The sequence below is a fragment of the Sorangium sp. So ce117 genome (assembly GCF_051524395.1).
Lineage (GTDB): Bacteria > Myxococcota_A > Polyangia > Polyangiales > Polyangiaceae > Sorangium > Sorangium cellulosum_B.
The window spans coordinates 12537865-12554357 of record NZ_CP150309.1 but is presented as its reverse complement, the minus strand read 5'-3'; the positions used below and the strand labels follow the sequence as shown (position 1 = coordinate 12554357).

Below are 16493 nucleotides of genomic sequence, written 5' to 3'. Positions count from 1 at the left end.
CGGGCGCTCGCGCCGCGCCCGCCCGGCGCGACGGCCGAGCGGGGATCGCCTGCGCGCGGGCGCGGGCCCGTGCCCGCGCGCGCGGCTCACACCTCGTGCAGCTTCACCCGGCGTCGCAGGTAGTTGATCAGGTCGATGCGGGTGACCAGCCCGACGAACTCGTCTCCATCGGTCACGATCGGCACGAGCCCGGCGTCGAACATCGGAAGGAGCTCCCGGATCGGCGTCCGCACGTCGACCGTCCGGAGCCGCGTGGTCATCGCGGCCTCGACCGACTGGCGGAAGCGCGTCACGTCGTCGACGGCCGCGAGGAGGAGGTCGGACTCGTCCAGGATGCCGATGATCTTGCCGTCCTCCAGGACGGGCAGCTGCGACACGTCGTAGAGCTTCATCCTCGCATAGGCCACGAGGAGCGCGTCCGACCGCTGCACCGTGACCACCGCCCTGTCGGCGTGGCGGCGCGTGATCACGTCGCGCAGATCCCCTGTCGGCGCGCGGTCGGTGAAGCCCTGATCGGCCATCCAGAAATCGTTGTACATCTTCGACAGGTACTTGTTGCCGCTGTCGCAGACGAGGGTACAGACGCGCTTCGGCGACGACTGCTCGCGGCAATAACGCAGGGCCGCCGCGAGCAGCGTCCCGGACGACGAGCCGGCGAGGATGCCCGTCCTGGAGAGCAGCAGCCGCGCCGTCTCCAGGCTCTCCCGGTCGGAGATCGTGTAAGCGCGCTTGACATGGGAGAGGTCGAGGATGGGAGGGAGGAAGTCCTCCCCGATGCCCTCCACGAGCCATGAGCCCGCCTTGCCGAGGTTGCCTGTCTTGACGTAGCCCGCCAGCACCGAGCCCTCCGGATCGGCGAGCACCATCTCGCAGCGCGGCTGCGCCCTGGCGAAGTAGCGCGAGAGCCCTGTCATCGTGCCGCCGGAGCCGACGCCGCACACCATCGCGTCGATCCTTCGGTCGAGCTGCGCGTCGATCTCGGGGCCCGTCCCGGTCTCGTGGGCGAGCGCGTTCGCCGGGTTCTCGAACTGGTTCACATAGAACGCGCCCTCCTCGCGCGCGATGCGGGCCGCGAGGTCCTGGTAATAGCTCGGGTGGCCCTTCTCGACGTCGGAGCGCGTCATCACCACCTGCGCGCCGAGCGCCTTCAGGTGGAACACCTTCTCCTGGCTCATCTTGTCCGGGATCACGAGCGTGAGCCGGTAGCCCTTCTGCGCCGCGACGAGCGCCAGGCCGAGCCCGGTGTTGCCCGCCGTCGCCTCGACCACATGGCGCCGCTCGCCCCCGAGCTGGCCGGCGCGCTCGGCCGCCTCGATCATCGACAGGCCGATGCGATCCTTGATGCTGCCGCCCGGGTTCTGGCTCTCCATCTTGAGGAAGAGCTCGCACGGGCCGGCGTCGAGCTGAGTCACCTGGATCATCGGGGTGTGCCCGATGAGAGCGACGATGTTCTCTGCGGGCGCGGGGATCGGCAGGGGCATTGGCATGACAGCTCAACGGTCACACGACGCGCACCGTCTGTCGAGGTGTTCGACCGGGCGTGACGCGCCGTGACGCACGCATTCGTGCATCGACACGGGCAGACGCGCGCGTCGACAAGGGCAGCCTTGGAAAACGGAACAACGTCCGCTAGGATGGACTGCTCCTTGCGGAGCGCGCGAGGGGGCGCGCCAGATAAAGTAAAGAGGGTTTCTCATGTCTCGACCGCTCACAGGGGCCGTGGCGCTCGTCACGGGGGCCAGCCGCGGCGTCGGCAAGGGAGTCGCGCTCGGGCTCGGCGAGGCAGGGGCCACGGTGTACGTGACCGGGCGGACGGTCGCGGAGGGCGAAGCGGCCATCCCGCTGCCCGGCACCATCGATGGCACGGCCGACGAGGTGACGCGGCTCGGCGGGCGCGGGATCGCCGTCCGCTGCGACCACCGGGACGACGAGCAGGCCCGGGCCGTCATCGAGCGGATCCGCGCCGAGCAGCACGGGCGGCTCGACGTGCTCGTCAACAACGTCTGGGGTGGATACGAGCACTTCCACGATGGCACCGAGTTCTGGACGGAAGCCGGGTTCTGGGCTGCGCCGTTCTCCCGGTGGGACAAGATGTTCTCCGCGGGCGTGCGGGCCCACTACGTCGCGAGCGCCCTCTCGGCTCCGCTCATGATCGCGCGGGGTCGCGGGCTCATCGTGAACATCTCGTTCATCGCCGCCGAGAAGGACGACATGGGCGTGGCCTACGGCGCGGCCAAGGCCGCCTGTGACCGCATGGCCAGGGCGATGGCGCACGAGCTCAGGTCGCACGGCGTCGCGGCCGTGAGCCTGTACCCGGGCCTCGTGCGGACAGAGGGCGTGATGAAGCACGCGTCCTTCTTCGGCGAGCAGCTCAAGAACAGCGAGAGCCCCACCTTCATCGGCAGGGCCGTCGCCGCCCTGGCCGCCGATCCGGGCGTGATGCAGAAGAGCGGAGAGGTCCTGATCGCGGCCGAGCTGGCGAGGGAATACGGCTTCACCGACGTGGACGGCGCCCAGCCGAGGTCGATCCGGGAGGCCGACGCCGGCGGCTCCGCGCCGTAGCGCGCGTCAGGCGGCGGGCCGGACCGCCTTCTGGAATGCCGCCAGACTGCGCGCGTTCAGCACCTCGCCCCGGCGGAGGCCGCCTCGCCGCGCGGTCCCCACGCCGAACCGCAGGTTGTGGAGCGCGCTCGTCGAGTGCGCGTCCGTCGAGATGACGAAGCGGATACCGCGCTTGCGCGCCTCCTTGATCCACCGGGGCTCCATGTCGAGGCGGTACGGGTCCCCGTTCACCTCGATGGCGGCCCTCGACTCGGCCACGGCGTCGAGCACCTCCTCGACGCGGCACGCGAACGGCTCGCGCCGCTGGATGAGACGGCCGAGCGCGTGCCCCCAGATCTTGAAGACAGGCAGCCGCATGGCGCTGACGAGCCTGCGCGTCATCTGGTCCGCGTCCATCTTCATGCGCGAGTGGATGCTCGCGATGACCACGTCGAGCTGCTCCAGGATCGCGTCCGGATAATCGAGCTTCCCCGAATCGAGAATATCCGACTCGGTGCCTCGAAGGAGCTTCACGCTCACGCGCTCCTGGACGCGGGCGATCTCGTCCCACTGATGCTTCAGTCTGTCGAGGCCGACGCCGTTCGCGTAATGGGCGGCGGGCGAGTGATCGGTGATGGTGAGGTACTTCATCCCCATCGCCTCGGCCTCCAGGGCCATCTCCTCGATCGTGTTCTTGCCGTCCGAGTACACCGTGTGGCAGTGCACCATCCCCTGGATATCGCCCTCCTCGACGAGCTCGCCCTCGCGGCCCCCCCGCGCGGCGCGCTCGACGGCAGCGACGATGTCCTCCGCGCCCTCGCGGAGCTCGGGCGCGATGTACGGGACGCCGATGTGCTCGTAGAGGTCCCCTTCCGTCTTCACGGAGAGGCGCTTCTTGCCCCGCCGGAGCCCTCTCTCGTCGAGCGTGAGCCCCAGCTCGCGCGCGAGCGCGCCGAGCGCCGAGAGGTACTCGGGCGCCCCCGTCCGGTGGTGAAGCGCGGCCGCGTAGTCCCGGGGCGGCACGCAGAGGAGCTCGCCGCGCAGGCCGCCCGAGAGCCTCACCCTGCAACGCGCGTCGCCGCGCTCCTCGACCTCGGTGACCCGCGGGGACCGGACGAAGCAGTCGATCACCTGCGCGGCGTCGTCCGCCGCGGCCACGAGGTCGATGCCCGTCACCGTCTCTTCCCAGCGCCGGATCGAGCCCGCGAGATCGGCCTGCTCGGTCGCCTCGCAGCACGAGGGCGAGGAGCGGCTCGGCCGCCTCGAGCGCGTCGACGAGCAGGACGCGCTCGTCGCGCGCCTCGTGGCGAGCTATCCCCTCGAGAAGGCTCGCCTCGGTCTTCGCCCCGAAGCCCTTCACCGCCCGGACCTTCCCGGCGAGACAGGCCCTCTTCAGCTCCTCCACGCTGCCGATGCCGAGCGCCTCGTGGAGCGCCTTCATCCGCTTGAGGCTCATGCCCGGCACCTGGGCGAGCTCCAGCACGCCGCTGGGCAGCTCGGCGCGGAGCTCCTCGAGCTGCCCGGAGCGCCCCGTCTGGTAGAGCTCGGCGATCTGGGCGGCGAGCGCCGGGCCGATGCCCTTGATGCCGGTGAGCTTCTTGCTCCTGACGAGCCCGCCGAGGTCGTCCGTGAGCTGCTCCAGCGCCTCGGCCCCCGTCTCGTAAGCGCGCGCTCTGAACGGGTTCTCCCCCTTGATCTGGAGGAGCGTGCCCGTCTCGCGGAGGGCGCGGGCGATGTCGAGCTTGTCGAGCATGGGTGGTGGCAACTCTAGCACTCGCGGGCCGCCGGAGTTCATGCCGCAAGGCCCCGTGAAGCGGGGCAGTTTGCCACAGCGTCACCGGTGGAGGCGTCGGCGGCCGCGCCCGGCCGGGAGCACCGGCGGGCAGAAGGCGAGCCGCTGCCCCGACGGGACCTCCCGCAGTCGCGATAGGCATCGACCGGGAACGCCGAGAGGGTCCGTTCAGCGCGCGCTGGCTGCCACCTTTGCCGGCGTCACGCCGAGGACGCGGCGCATGCACCTCGCCATGTGGCTCTGGTGCGAGAACCCGGCCTCGATCGCCACCTGGCTGGCGGGCAGGTCGCCGCGCAGGAGCAGCGCCTTCGCGCGCTCCACCCGGCGCTGGATCACGTACTCGTGCACCGGCACGCCGGTCGAGCGCTTGAACAGCGTCTTGAGGTGGGACGCGCTGACCCCGGCGACGCCGGCCAGCCGATCGAGCGACAGGTCGTGATCGAGGTGCTCCTCGATGTACGCCGTCACGCGCCGTAGCTGCGGCGCAGACAGCCCTCGCCGCAGGCGGCCCGGCGCCTTGTAACGGCCGAGCAGGTGCGCGGCGAGCGCGACGCTAAGGCTCTCCCTGTAGAGAAGCCCGGTCGGATCGCCGGCCCTGCGCTCGGCGTCGAGCGCCCAGGCGATGTGCTCGATCTGCGGGTCCTTGATCTGGTGGCGCGGCTCCAGACCGGCTTTGTCGGGGTCGAGCCCCATGTCCGCTGCGACCCGGCGCAGCAGCGAAGGGGACAGCGCCAGGATGAGCGAGGTGCCCGCGTCGTCCTCCTGCCAGACGTCCGAGGCTCCGGCGGGGATCAGGTCCACGTCGCCGCGCGTGTAGACGAACCGATCGGCGCGGCAGGCTCCGCGTACCGGCGCGCCCGCATGGATCTTCACCCGATGATCCTGCGAGGCCTCGAGCGCGATCACGCCAGGCTGGGTCGAGTGAACGCCGATATGGACCCCGACGTAGGGGCGCGGCGCGCCCGTGGACGGCTCCAGTCGGAGGGGGGCTCGGGTCTGTCCGATGACCTGCATCCCCGCCAGTATCCACCGCCGCCGAGCGGCGCGCCACGGGGCGGCTCCGCGCTCACCGCCGTCCGAATGTGCTCTCCGGGCGTCCGATCGTGCGCGACGGCCCGGGTCGCAGGCCCCCACCTTGGCGGGCATGAAGGCGCGCCCGTCACCGGCAGACGGGCCGCAAACGAAGGAGCTCACATGCTTGAAGTCACGGTCATCGGTCTGGGTCTCATGGGCACCGCGCTCGCTCGGGGATTGCTCCGCAGCGGCGCTCGCGTCACCGTCTGGAACCGCTCGATCGCGAAGGCCGCGCCGCTCGTCGCGGAGGGAGCGGCGCTGGCCCCGAGCGCGGCCGCGGCGGCGCAGGCGAGCGAGATCGTGATCACCTGCATCACCGACTACCGCGCGACGTACGGCGTGCTGGAGGGGCGCGACGTGGTCTCCTCCCTCGCCGGCAAGGTGCTCGTCCAGCTCAGCACGGGCAGCCCCGAGGACGCGCGTACCCTCGAAGCGTGGGCGAAGCAGCGCGGCATCGACTACCTCGACGGCGCCATCCTGGCCACCCCGAGCCAGATGGGGAAGCCGGAGAGCAGCATCCTCGTCTCGGGCTCGGGCTCGGCTTACGAGAAGAGCAGGCCGCTGCTCGAGAGCACGGCCGGGACCGTGAGCTACCTCGGGGAGAAGGTCGGCTGGGCGGCGGCCATGGACCTGGCGTTCCTGTCGCACCTGTTCGCGGGGCTCCTCGGCTTCTACCACGGCGCCCGCATCTGCGAGGCCGAAGGGATCCGCGTGGCCGACTTCGGGGCCATGGCCGCCGTCGTCGCTCCGGCCATCGGTGGGATGGTCAAGCACGACGCGGACTCCATCCAGTCCGGAGCGTACGAGGCCTCGGAGGCCACGCTGGAGATCTGCGCGCAGGCCGTCGAGCTCATCCAGCGGCAGGCGCGGGAGGCGAGGATCAACGCCGAGCTCCCGGCGTTCGCCGCGGCGCTCTTCAGGAAGGGAGTCGCCGCGGGCCACGGGGCGGAGTCGCCAGCCGCGCTCATCAAGGTGTTTCGCGAGAGCGCTTGATGCTGGCGATCCGCGCGCATGCGGGCAGAGGAGCCCCGAGGCGCGCCTCGTCAGGAATAGGAACGTGAGCCCTCCGCGACGCTGCCGGCGAGGGCCGCGCGGAGGCTCACGGCCGTGGCAGGTCGCGCGCGCACATCGCCGATACATAGTAGTGGCGGCCATCGGTCTCGTAGGGCGCGCGGTAGGTCGTCGTCTGCCGGTATCCGGCGGCGACGAAGCTCCCGCCGTGCGTGACACGCAGGGCAGCGTGGTTGTCCAGGCGGGAGCAATCGGCGCACGGCACGAGCGGGCGGTCGTCGTCGGCGGCGTCGCGCGTGACCTTGTAGGCCTCGCCGGCGAGATCGAGCTGGCCCCAGCGCCCCGCTCCCCTGGGAAAGGAGCCGACGGGCGCGAGATCGTCCGTTGTGCAGTGAATGAGGCTCCACGGGGGAAACGCGTCCTCGCAGGACAGCGACGTCGAGCCTTCGCCCTGGCAGCAGTAGGCCGCGTCTTCGGAGGTGATGGGGGAAGAGCCCCACGGATACAGCCGTTGCTCGTCGCCGCCGGCAGCGGCGTAGTTCATCTCGGCCTGGGTCGGCAGGCGCCCGCCGTCCCACGCGCAGAACGCGAACAGCTCGAGCCATGTCGCGCACACGATGGGTTTGTCCTCGTTCGCGGCCGGAGCGTCGGTCCACGTCGGCCAGCCGTAAGGATCGCAGACGAGCGCTTGCTTCATCGCGGCCGTGGTCGCCGGGAGCATGGTGTTCCAGGCCGGGTCCCACCCGCTGTCCGGGATCTTCGGGTGCGCCCCTGCGCCGGCCGGCGGCGGGCTCAGCTGCGTCGGGCCGCCGGTCTCTTCCAGGTAGCGGCGAAACCGCCCGACCGTGATCATGTACTTGTCCAGGTGGAAGTTGCTCACGCTCGCCGGATAACGCGGGTCGTTGAGCCGGTTGAACGTCCCGCCGGGCACGAGCAGGCTGGCGCAACAGTCGTCGTCGTGGCCGAGGCCGCAGCGATGGTCGGCGCCGGACGTGACGCCGGCGCAGCTCGGCGGAGGCGCCAGCGCGCGGTTGCGCCTGGCCACGGAGTGAACGGAAGCGTCCGCGTCCTGCTCCGCGACGCCACCGCTGTACGCGTGGTTGGATCCCAGGATCGGCGCGAGGGTGCAGAGGATGAGGAGGGCCGAGAGCGGCTGTCGACGCGATCGCGTGGCCATTTGGAGGGTTAGGTGCGAGCGCCACCGCTTCGGTTGTGCGACATGGCGTCGCGGCGCGGGCGATCCGCGGTCCTGCACTCCTCCGGATGAGCTGGCTCGCCCACGCGGAAGATGGGTGGCCCCCGCATCCCAGGGGGACACGCCTCCACAAAGAGATGAGTCGCACCTATCTCCCACTGGAGACGCCTCGGTAATGGTCAATTTTGACCAACCGGCTCCGGACGACCTTGACGGCTGCTGCAGATCAACCGTCGGCAGAACCGTCGGTGCCAGCGTCTGGCACGGCGACATGTCGGGGTTGCCCGCCACAAGCTCCAGCTCCGCGGGAATCTCGAACGGCACGCCACACGCCGTGCATTGGCCGGTGAACAGCGCCGGTCGCCGGATGTCGTCGAGTTCGAACTCCGCGGGGACCTCTGCGCGACACGATGGGCACGGCGCGGCGATGGCAACGCGCTCATACCGCGACCCTACCACGGGCGCCGCGCCGTCCACGCACGCCCGCCGCTTCACCCGGCTCTACAACGGCTTCACAGACCACCGGAGCCCCGGGTCGCGCGTTCGTCCAGCACGCGTGCTCGTGGGGCAAGCGTGTGGACATCGTCCTACCCCGCGGATCCCTGATCCCGAACCGTAACAGCGTCCAACCGAATGGCGATGGCCGCACGGACACACCCGGAGGGCGTGTCTCGTAGACGCCGAGCGCAGCCGGCAACGATTGCCGGGATGGCCTAAATTGCCGGCAGCACTCGGCTGTTCTTGCCAGGATATCTGCACCGAGGGAGATGGCGATGGTGTCCGGCAGCACCCACGGGATGAAATTCTCAAAAAATATGGCAAGACCCAGGCATCGACCGGAAGGGCACGTCATGTGCTGTTCCGGTCGACACCGACCCGCCGCCCCTTGATGTGCGAGGGTGGCCTGGTCGTCTGCACTATCGAGGACCCGAGCGGTCGTCGGGCCTTCGTGAGGTGCGGGCTCCGCTTCGTCCGCTCGGCCGATCGATCGGCAGAGGGGACTCTGCACATCATGGGGACGACGATGACAAGCGTGCTTGGCAAATCAGGGACACGCGCTGCGGTCGCCTTCACGAGGAGGGACTGCGCCGAACAGGGGGAAATCGTCGCTGTCGACCCGCCCCTGCAGGCGGCGCTGCGCACCATTGAGCGCGCGGCGACGCGCCGAGGGGGGGTGCTCATCATGGGCCCCACCGGAGTGGGGAAGGAGCTGCTCGCGCGGCGCGTCCATGAGCGCTCGGGACGTTCTGGCGCGTTCGTCGCCCTGAATTGCGCGGCGTTCGCCGAGACCCTGGTAGAGAGCGCGCTCTTCGGCCATGAGCGCGGCGCGTTCACGGGAGCGGTGCGGCGCGTTCCGGGGGCCCTCGTGGAGGCGCACCAGGGCACGCTGTTTCTCGACGAGTTCGGCGAGCTCAGCGCCACGGTCCAGGCCAAGCTGCTGCGCGCCCTGGAGGACGGGAGCGTGCGCGCCGTCGGGGCGTCGGGCGCGTCGCACGTCGATGTGCGCGTCGTGGCGGCGACCAACCGCGACCTCCGGCGCGCTGTCGAGCGCGGCGAGTTCCGGGAGGATCTGTACTTCCGCGTGGCCACGTTCGTCCTCGAGGTGCCGCCGCTCCGGGAGCGGCCGGGAGATCTCGCGGCGCTCGTCAGGAAGCTCGTGACAGAGCACGATCGGGGGCGCGCCGTCCGGCTGTCGGCGGCGGCGGAGGCGACGCTCCTGGCGTACGCATGGCCTGGAAACGTGCGCGAGCTGCGCAACGTGATCGAGCGGGTGTTCTGCCTGGCTTGCGGGGGAGAGCTCGGGTGCGAGGAGCTCGTGGAGATCGCGCCGGAGCTCGCGATAGGCGCGGGCGCGATCGGGCCAGGCACGGCGACGCTGGCGGGGGTGAAGGAACACGCCATCGCCGATCGGCTCCGCGGCGGCGGGACGCAACAGCAGGTCGCGGAGGATCTCGGTGTCCACCGGACGACGCTGTGGCGAAGGGCGAAGCGGCTCTCCGAGGGCCGGTGAGGCGCAACGCCGGGTTGCGCGAACCGACCGGGGCTCGGTCGAAAGCCGGGCCGTGGGGACGCCGCTTGCGTGGTAGCTTTCCCTCGTCAAGCGCTCGTTCAACAACCCCGTCCCCTGCATCCCCGGCGAGCACTACATGCTTCCGCCCGAGCGCCGCCTCGGGCCTGTCCTCGAGCTGTTCGAGGAACGCAGGTATTTCACGCTCCATGCCGGCCGCCAGACGGGCAAGACCACCAGCGCCCGCTGGCTCGTCGAGCACCTGAGCCGCGGAGACGGCTTCCGCGCGGTCTGGGTCGACGTCCAGATCGCCCGCGAGGATCCCGAGCCGGCAAAGGCCTTCGAGGCGGTCCTCTACGCGCTGGACACCGCGGTCGACCGCGATCTGCCCGACCTCGGCCGCCCCGCGGACGACGTCCGCCGCGTCGACCCCGCGAGCACCTTCGTCCTGCGCTACCTGCGGGATCTCGCGGCGCGCAGCGACGAGCCGCTGGTCGTGCTCTTCGACGAGGCGGACGGGCTCGTGGGCGCGACGATGGTCTCGCTCTTGACCCAGGTCCGGCAGGGCTACCTCGACCGGAGCCGGACCTGCGCAAGGGGCGGTCGTGGCAAGAGAAGCTGTTCGTGCGGGAGGTGACGCACGGTGGGAATGCCGTGCGGCTCGTGGGGTGCTGAGGGACCCTTGACAATGTATGCCGGCGGGGAGCAGGAGGTATGCCTGCCGGAGAGCGGCGCGGAGGTGCTCATGGCGAACGGGGGTAGCGGCACGCGCATGAAGCGGAAGTCCTTTTTCGTCGACGAGCAGACGTTGCGCCGCGCCAAGCGCCTCCTCGGCGTGGATTCGAAGGCAGCGGTCGTCCGGCTGTCCGTGGAGCGGGTGGTGGAGATGGAGGAGCTCTGGCAGTTCATGAAAAAGACCCGGCGCAGCCTCCCGCCTGGAAGCATGGAAAGCCCGTGACGTGCGCTGGGCCATCGTTGCAGGGTGCAACGTCGCACGTCGCACGCTGCAACGTCGCGTCGAGCCCGATCCCTTCGATCGCAGAGGAGCGGGAGGGGCGCGCTTCTTGCGCCGTCGAGCGCCGGAGGTATCCGCATGGACTCGGCGTTCCGTGAAGCAAAGAACGCACGAACGGCCGCGCCGCCGCTCCCGAGGCGCAGCGAGGGGCTCGCTCACAAGCTGTTCGGGAGCAGGAGCGGCCTGGCACCGGAGGAGGGAAATTTCTCCTCTATGTCGGGACGGATGACGGCCAAAGAGGCCGCGGGCATCGCGCTCCAGCGACAGACGGCGCGCGAGGCCGCGCAGCGCGCGGGCGGCGGCGCGGCGCTCGCGTACACGCCCTCTCCATCCGAGGCGGAGCAGGGCCCGACTCCGAAGGGTGCGGCGGACACGGTCCTGGACGAAGGCGAGGGCACCGATGCTCTCGAATCACGCGCCAGGAAGATACATGCCAAAGCCTTCATCGAGTCCCGGCTGGAGTCCAACCCGGCGGATGGCACCGCCCTGGTTGCCCTCCTCGAGCAGGCCGTCCAGCAGTTCGGCCTGACCGATCTCATCCTCGACATGCGTGGTAAAATGGAGGCGCGTATCGGCATAGTCGCCTCCCCCACGCTGTGGTGCGGTTACCTCAGGAACAAGCTCATCGGCAACCTCCTGTCGGACTGGCTCGTCTGGGGCGCTTACGGCTCGGTCTCGGAAGCCAGCCGGTGGATCCAGTGGAAGAAGCCCAAGAGCACCGACGCCACGGAGGTCATCTGGGGCCCGCTGACAGGACGCGGGTTCGGCTCCTATATGCTTGCCGACCCGCTGACGGCCATCGGCCCGCCCGGCAGAGGCCCGACCGTCACGAATCCGACTTGGGACGTGCTCACCCGGCGCAAGCAGAAGGGCAACGGGAGATCAACCTACTACGTACGTGGCCACCTGCTTAACGACAACCTCCATGGCCCCGGCGACGACTGGAAGAACCTCACGCCGCTGTCGCAGCGAACCAACAATCACAGCCCAAACGGACACCTCCGATCGGTCGAGGATGTCGTCAAGCGGGAGGTTGGCAAGAAGGAGACGCTGGCCTATCAGGTGATCCCCAAGTACGGGCGCTCCCCCTGGAAGTGGCCGCGCTATCTGGTGCACGCGATCGACTACGTCCAGGAAGCCGGAGACGTGCTGGCGGCCGAAGACCACGTGCCCACCGGGCTGTACTGCAAAGTGTGGACGTACGATGTCAATGGAGGACGCAAGCTTCTCCTCAAAAAATGGGTACCACAATTGGACATTAGCAAGCCTGGCGAGACGGAGTACTGGGTCGATACACCAGCTGGAGGAATCGTGAACATCTCGGATCCGGGCCAGATATGGTCGGTGATCGAGCTCGCGTTCATGTCGGCTGTGGGGGGCTTGCTCGCCTATGGGTCGATCGATTTGGCAGAGCTGTTGGCGCAATACTGTGCCAGTGTCGGCGTCTCCGTGGTGGACTTCCTCGTCTCTCATCAGTTCAACGTGTCGACGGTGGCGGGCGTGCTCAGCGGGTACCTGAGCCGCGGCAGGGATTCCTGGCCCAAGGATCCGGAGCGCAAGTAGGATTTCTTGGTGAGCGCCGGCATGCCAGTCGCGCCCCCCCTCTGCATCGACGGTTGGGGTGGCGGCATCTTCGGCGATATCGGCTCGGACATCGCGGCGCTACCACCCCAACCTGGGTCGGCTCGTCCCGCCCCATGGACTGACCTGGGTCGCCGCCCCTGACCGATGTTGCAGGGGGCAACTTCGCGCGTCGCACCCTGCAACACCGCGTCGAGCCCGACCCTCGCGATCGCCGAGGAACGGCGGCGGCGCGCTCCTTGCGTCGTCGAGCGGCGGAGGTGTCCGCATGGATTCGGCGTTCCGTGACGAAAAGAACTCACCAAGCGCAGCGCCGCCGGTCCCGCGGCGCAGCGAGGGGCTCGCTCGCGAGCTGTTCGGGAGCAGGAGCGCCCTGACACCGGAGGAGGGGAGCTTCTCCTCGCCCTCGGGACGGATGACGGCCAAAGAGGCCGCGGGAATCGCGCTCCAGCGGCGAACGGCGCGGGTGGCCGCGCAGCGCGCGGGCGGCGGTGCGGTGTCGAGGGGCGTCGAGGGAGCACCGGCGCCGAACCGCACCGGCCTGCCCGATTCACTCAAGGCCGGTATCGAGGGCCTCTCCGGCCTGCCCATGGACGACGTCCGGGTCCACTACAACTCCCCAGCGCCCGCCCAGCTCCAGGCGCTCGCGTACACGCAGGGCTCCGAGATCCACGTAGCGCCGGGGCAGGAGCGGCATCTGCCGCACGAGGCGTGGCATGTGGCGCAGCAGAAGCAGGGGCGGGTGCGGGCGACGACGCAGCTCAAGGGGCTCGGGATCAACGATGAGCCCGCGCTGGAGGCCGAGGCGGACGCGATGGGTGCGCGCGCCGCGCGGAGGGAGGCCGTCTGGCCGCGGGCGTCGGTTGCGTGGGGTCACGCCGGTAGTGCGTCGGAAGAGATGGGGAGGGCAGAGGGGTCGCGGCTGAATCTCCTCTCCACCGATGACAGCGCCGACACGCCGGGTCAGTCGTCGGTGTCGGCGTATGCGCAGGGTACCGATGTTTCTGGAGCGCCAGCGCAGAAGCAGGAGTTGCCACAGGATGCAAGGCATATCGGCGGGCGGCGGACGTCCCCTGCGTCGTTCGCAGCCGGGAGCATCGTGAGTCCCATCCAGCGAAAACCGCAAGGCCCTTTTGTCAACGCGACCCCAACGAATGACGGCATCCACTGGGACACCGAGACGTCTACGACACATAACAAAGAGACCGTACCCTCCGAGGTCATCGCCGTGATGCGGAACCCGCCCGACGGCAAGTCACCGAGCGTCGATCCACCCGGCTGGGCTTGGCTGAAGAAAAAGTTCGGCAAGTTGAAAGGTGAATGGGTGCGCTTCCACATCATCAACGCCAAGCTCGGCGGTCCGGGCAACAACCCCTTGAACCTGGTACCGACCACCCACGTCTTGAACCATAACCCAGGATGGCGCAGCCTGGAGGAAGCCGCAAAGAGCAGCGCCTCGAAGAACGTCTGGACCTATGTTGATGTGAGCCTCACCTACGATAACACGTACCCTGGCGGCATCCCCAAGACCATCCAAGCCGAGCAGGGGGAATGGTCCAATAACACCTGGACCGCGGTCGGCAACCCCGTCACGCTGCAGCAGGACGACCCGAACGTCGTTGCCGGTGGTGACTATCTTCCAGCGACGCAGATCACCCAGGGCATCCTCCAGGACTGGGGCATCCCTGCCAATCTGGTTGCCGTAGCAAAGGCTCTGATTGACGGGACGTACAAAGACCAAGATGCGTTCGACGAGGCGTGGTCCGAAGCTGACCTGGACGAGTATGATGGCGCGTTCCGTCGCATGTACGTGGACGAAGACGACAACATCGCCGGCCCCTACCCCGTGATCGTGAAGGCCGCGTGATCGAGGAGCCGCGCGCCCTACTCATGCCACCAGCGATGCCGCGACCCGACCCAGGTTGACCGCGTCACCGTCTTCTTGCGAGGACGGCCCGATCCCCCGCTCGCGGCCTCGTGACGGGGCCTCTGGACATCTGCGTCGAGGCGGCGCAACCCAACCCAGTTTACCCTGGGTAGCGGCCCCGATCCCCAGCCGTTCCTCAGCGCGCCGGTCGATCCCTTGAGGTTCGGCGCGCTCCCGGCACTCCCGAGCTGATGTCCGGGGCGCTGGTAGCGGACGGCGCGCATGCGCCATGGTTGCGCAGGTCGCACCCTGCATCATGGCCCGTTGCACTGCGCAACATCCCCACCCCTCCCATGACCACAGTTCCCGCTCTGTCCGCGTGGCCCGCTTCCTGATGACGCGTCCCCCAGCCGCGTCTCCCCCCGGCGCCGGAGAGGAGCGCTGCCCCATGGCTGGCCGCCGCGCCGGCGTCGACACGAGCCGAATGCTCGACCGGGAGGACGAGATGCCCATCGACGAGGATTCCGCACACAGCGATGCGACCCAGGCGCCCGCGGAGGGGACGCCCTGGGAAGATCGCGTCTTCGACGAGCCCGCGCCGCCCCGCGATCTCATGTCCGAGCTCCGCAGCTTCGGCGACACCATGCCGCCCCCGCAGATCGTCCGCACCGTCAACGTGATCCCCTTCCCCGAGCACCGCCTCGCAGAGGACGACGTGGCGGGCATCGCGGACTTCCTCCTGAAGCGCGCCAGGGAGGGCATCGCGGACATCCTTTCGCACGACGACTATGCGCAATTCACCGAGCTCGCGCAGAGCACGCGCGCCGAGGCGTTCGCCCGCAAGATCGCGGAGCACCAGACGGGCATCCCCTACACCCAGCCAGCCTATTTCTACGGCGGCGGACAAAAGGCCGTCGCGGCCGCGATCGCGGCCGAGGGGCGGTATCCGCTCGCGGGGCAATGCCAGCAATCGGTGACCACGGCCCTCTGCATCGGCGGCTGGGATGGCGGCATCTTCGGCGATATCGGCTCGGGCATCGCGGCGCAGCCGTTCTGCGCCAGGCTCGGCAACGGCTGGAGCCTCGAGGATCTGAAGGCGCGCTCCAGGCCGAGCAGCTCCGGGCTCGCGCTCGCCGACTGGCACGACGACCTCTGGCACGAGATCCGCCCCGGCACCTGCCTCTTCTGGTCCGCGCCCTGTCCCATAACGAGGGACGGGGAGACCTGCGACGGCTCCGCCCACGTCCTCGGCTGCGGCCAGGGCTCCGGGCACGTGTCCCTCGTGCTGCGCAAGCACCCGATCGAACGCCAATGGCAGCTCTGGGACACGACGACCTCCTTCACCGATCCGGCCCCGCACGCGGCCGCCCAGAAGGGCGCGCGGATGCTCTGGGAGTCGCACTGGTGGGCGCACATCCCGGAGACCATGCAGGGGGGCAACTGGCTCTTCCGGGGCCTCGCGCGCATCGACGGCTTGGGCGTAGAGGCGCCCGCCTCGCTGGCGCCGCGCGGCCGGTGCAGGCTGCTCCTGCGGCGGCGCAGCGACCATGCGCTCCTCTACCGATCGGACTGGATATCCATGGAAAGCGAGGGGCTGCCCATCTCCTGGCTGCTCCGATCCATGCGCGGGGCCCCCCATTGCGACGAGCTCGAGCCCACCTGGTGCATCAACTCGCCCGGCGATGCGAAGAAGCCGCCACTGCCTCTCCTCGATTGCACGTGCGACGCCAACGGCAACGCGAAGATGTCCTGGGTGCCCGATCAGGGCAGCCACAGGCGGCCCATCCCGAGGACTATCTGGGACGCGCCCGGGCGCTACCCCGACGCCGGCGGAGGGGCGACGCGACCCCCGCCCCCGGCGCCAGGCGCATTGCGAAACGCGCCGCTCGCCGGCCACACCGATCTCGAGGCCATCCTGGCGGGGCACGCGGCCGCGCTGCATCGGGGCTCCAGGGGCGAGGGCGTGCGAGCCGTGCAGGACGCCCTGATGAAGCTCGATTACGGCGTGCCGGGCGGCGCAGATGGCGTCTTTGGCAAGGGTGTCGAGGCCGCCATCAAGACATTTCAAGAGGCCAACGGCCTGGGCGTCGACGGCAAGGTCGGCAAGGGGACCTTGAAGGCCCTCGACGACGCGCTCGACGGATGAACGGATTCAGCCAGGGCGACGGCTGACGTCCTGGTGCGCCGCGGCATCGCCGGGCAGGTCGGCAGGCGAGTGCGGTCCAGCGTCGCCAGCGTCTTCTCCAGCGGCAGGCCCGACGTGCGCGCCGCCCACTGGCCTCACCGCGCAACCTGGATCGGATCGCACGAGCCCCGCTCAGGTCGCCCCCTGCATCACGGCCCGTTGCACCGCGCAACATCCCTCCCCCTCCGAGCCCCGCATTCCTCGAGGTTTCTGGCTGGCCCGCT

The 16493-nt window shown here is 69.6% G+C and carries 12 protein-coding genes and 1 pseudogene; 8 read left to right on the top strand and 5 right to left on the bottom strand.

The genetic code is table 11. The features are described 5' to 3' along the window. Positions 1 to 86 precede the first annotated feature (86 nt). Positions 87 to 1481 (bottom strand): pyridoxal-phosphate dependent enzyme, encoded by a 1395-nt coding sequence (locus tag WMF46_RS47065; RefSeq protein ID WP_437988011.1) that lies wholly within the window; start codon positions 1479 to 1481, stop codon positions 87 to 89. 214 nt (positions 1482 to 1695) lie between these two features. Here WMF46_RS47065 and WMF46_RS47060 point away from each other — a divergent pair, with 214 nt between their 5' ends. Next, the gene (locus tag WMF46_RS47060; protein ID WP_437983220.1) at positions 1696 to 2562 is read left to right on the top strand and encodes an SDR family NAD(P)-dependent oxidoreductase; all 867 of its coding nucleotides are present in this window, start codon (positions 1696 to 1698) and stop codon (positions 2560 to 2562) included. A 6-nt stretch (positions 2563 to 2568) separates the two neighbouring features. Here the strand turns inward: WMF46_RS47060 and WMF46_RS47055 are convergent, their stop codons facing one another. The 3 genes and pseudogenes from WMF46_RS47055 to WMF46_RS47045 form a co-directional block, all read right to left on the bottom strand. After that, a complete protein-coding gene (locus WMF46_RS47055) occupies positions 2569 to 3717 on the bottom strand; it encodes a DNA polymerase/3'-5' exonuclease PolX (protein WP_437983219.1) in 1149 nt (382 codons plus the stop codon). A gap of 196 nt (positions 3718 to 3913) precedes the next feature. Further along, a pseudogene (locus WMF46_RS47050) lies at positions 3914 to 4294 on the bottom strand (helix-hairpin-helix domain-containing protein); the annotation flags it as partial. Positions 4295 to 4501: 207 nt separating this feature from the next. Continuing rightward, a complete protein-coding gene (locus WMF46_RS47045) occupies positions 4502 to 5347 on the bottom strand; it encodes a helix-turn-helix domain-containing protein (RefSeq protein WP_437983218.1) in 846 nt (281 codons plus the stop codon). A gap of 180 nt (positions 5348 to 5527) precedes the next feature. Here WMF46_RS47045 and WMF46_RS47040 point away from each other — a divergent pair, with 180 nt between their 5' ends. Continuing rightward, positions 5528 to 6400, top strand: a complete 873-nt coding sequence (locus WMF46_RS47040; RefSeq protein WP_437983217.1) for an NAD(P)-dependent oxidoreductase — start codon at positions 5528 to 5530, stop codon at positions 6398 to 6400. Between the two features lie 106 nt (positions 6401 to 6506). Here WMF46_RS47040 and WMF46_RS47035 read toward each other — a convergent pair whose 3' ends face one another. Continuing rightward, positions 6507 to 7595, bottom strand: a complete 1089-nt coding sequence (locus WMF46_RS47035) for a formylglycine-generating enzyme family protein (RefSeq protein ID WP_437983216.1) — start codon at positions 7593 to 7595, stop codon at positions 6507 to 6509. A gap of 907 nt (positions 7596 to 8502) precedes the next feature. Here WMF46_RS47035 and WMF46_RS47030 point away from each other — a divergent pair. The 6 genes from WMF46_RS47030 to WMF46_RS47005 all read left to right on the top strand — a co-directional run bounded on the left by WMF46_RS47030 (position 8503) and on the right by WMF46_RS47005 (position 16230). Beyond that, the gene (locus tag WMF46_RS47030; protein ID WP_437988010.1) at positions 8503 to 9624 is read left to right on the top strand and encodes a sigma 54-interacting transcriptional regulator; all 1122 of its coding nucleotides are present in this window, start codon (positions 8503 to 8505) and stop codon (positions 9622 to 9624) included. Positions 9625 to 9760: 136 nt separating this feature from the next. After that, complete coding sequence (locus tag WMF46_RS47025) at positions 9761 to 10258, top strand: hypothetical protein (RefSeq protein WP_437983215.1); 498 nt, start codon at positions 9761 to 9763, stop codon at positions 10256 to 10258. Positions 10259 to 10303: 45 nt separating this feature from the next. Further along, on the top strand, positions 10304 to 10579 hold the full coding sequence (locus WMF46_RS47020) for a hypothetical protein (RefSeq protein ID WP_437983214.1): 276 nt from the start codon (positions 10304 to 10306) through the stop codon (positions 10577 to 10579). 135 nt (positions 10580 to 10714) lie between these two features. Next, on the top strand, positions 10715 to 12199 hold the full coding sequence (locus WMF46_RS47015) for a DNA/RNA non-specific endonuclease (protein ID WP_437983213.1): 1485 nt from the start codon (positions 10715 to 10717) through the stop codon (positions 12197 to 12199). A gap of 286 nt (positions 12200 to 12485) precedes the next feature. Beyond that, positions 12486 to 14084, top strand: coding sequence for an eCIS core domain-containing protein (locus WMF46_RS47010; RefSeq protein ID WP_437983212.1), 1599 nt, complete (start codon positions 12486 to 12488; stop codon positions 14082 to 14084). Positions 14085 to 14532: 448 nt separating this feature from the next. After that, complete coding sequence (locus WMF46_RS47005; protein WP_437983211.1) at positions 14533 to 16230, top strand: peptidoglycan-binding domain-containing protein; 1698 nt, start codon at positions 14533 to 14535, stop codon at positions 16228 to 16230. Positions 16231 to 16493: the final 263 nt, after the last annotated feature.

Coding starts and splice junctions, on each gene's coding strand:
- WMF46_RS47005 (WP_437983211.1), top strand. CDS start 14,533: ATGGCTGGCCGCCGCGCCGGCGTCGACACGAGCCGAATGCTCGACCGG.
- WMF46_RS47035 (WP_437983216.1), bottom strand. CDS start 7,595: ATGGCCACGCGATCGCGTCGACAGCCGCTCTCGGCCCTCCTCATCCTC.
- WMF46_RS47060 (WP_437983220.1), top strand. CDS start 1,696: ATGTCTCGACCGCTCACAGGGGCCGTGGCGCTCGTCACGGGGGCCAGC.
- WMF46_RS47025 (WP_437983215.1), top strand. CDS start 9,761: ATGCTTCCGCCCGAGCGCCGCCTCGGGCCTGTCCTCGAGCTGTTCGAG.
- WMF46_RS47045 (WP_437983218.1), bottom strand. CDS start 5,347: ATGCAGGTCATCGGACAGACCCGAGCCCCCCTCCGACTGGAGCCGTCC.
- WMF46_RS47015 (WP_437983213.1), top strand. CDS start 10,715: ATGGACTCGGCGTTCCGTGAAGCAAAGAACGCACGAACGGCCGCGCCG.
- WMF46_RS47010 (WP_437983212.1), top strand. CDS start 12,486: ATGGATTCGGCGTTCCGTGACGAAAAGAACTCACCAAGCGCAGCGCCG.
- WMF46_RS47030 (WP_437988010.1), top strand. CDS start 8,503: ATGTGCGAGGGTGGCCTGGTCGTCTGCACTATCGAGGACCCGAGCGGT.
- WMF46_RS47040 (WP_437983217.1), top strand. CDS start 5,528: ATGCTTGAAGTCACGGTCATCGGTCTGGGTCTCATGGGCACCGCGCTC.
- WMF46_RS47065 (WP_437988011.1), bottom strand. CDS start 1,481: ATGCCCCTGCCGATCCCCGCGCCCGCAGAGAACATCGTCGCTCTCATC.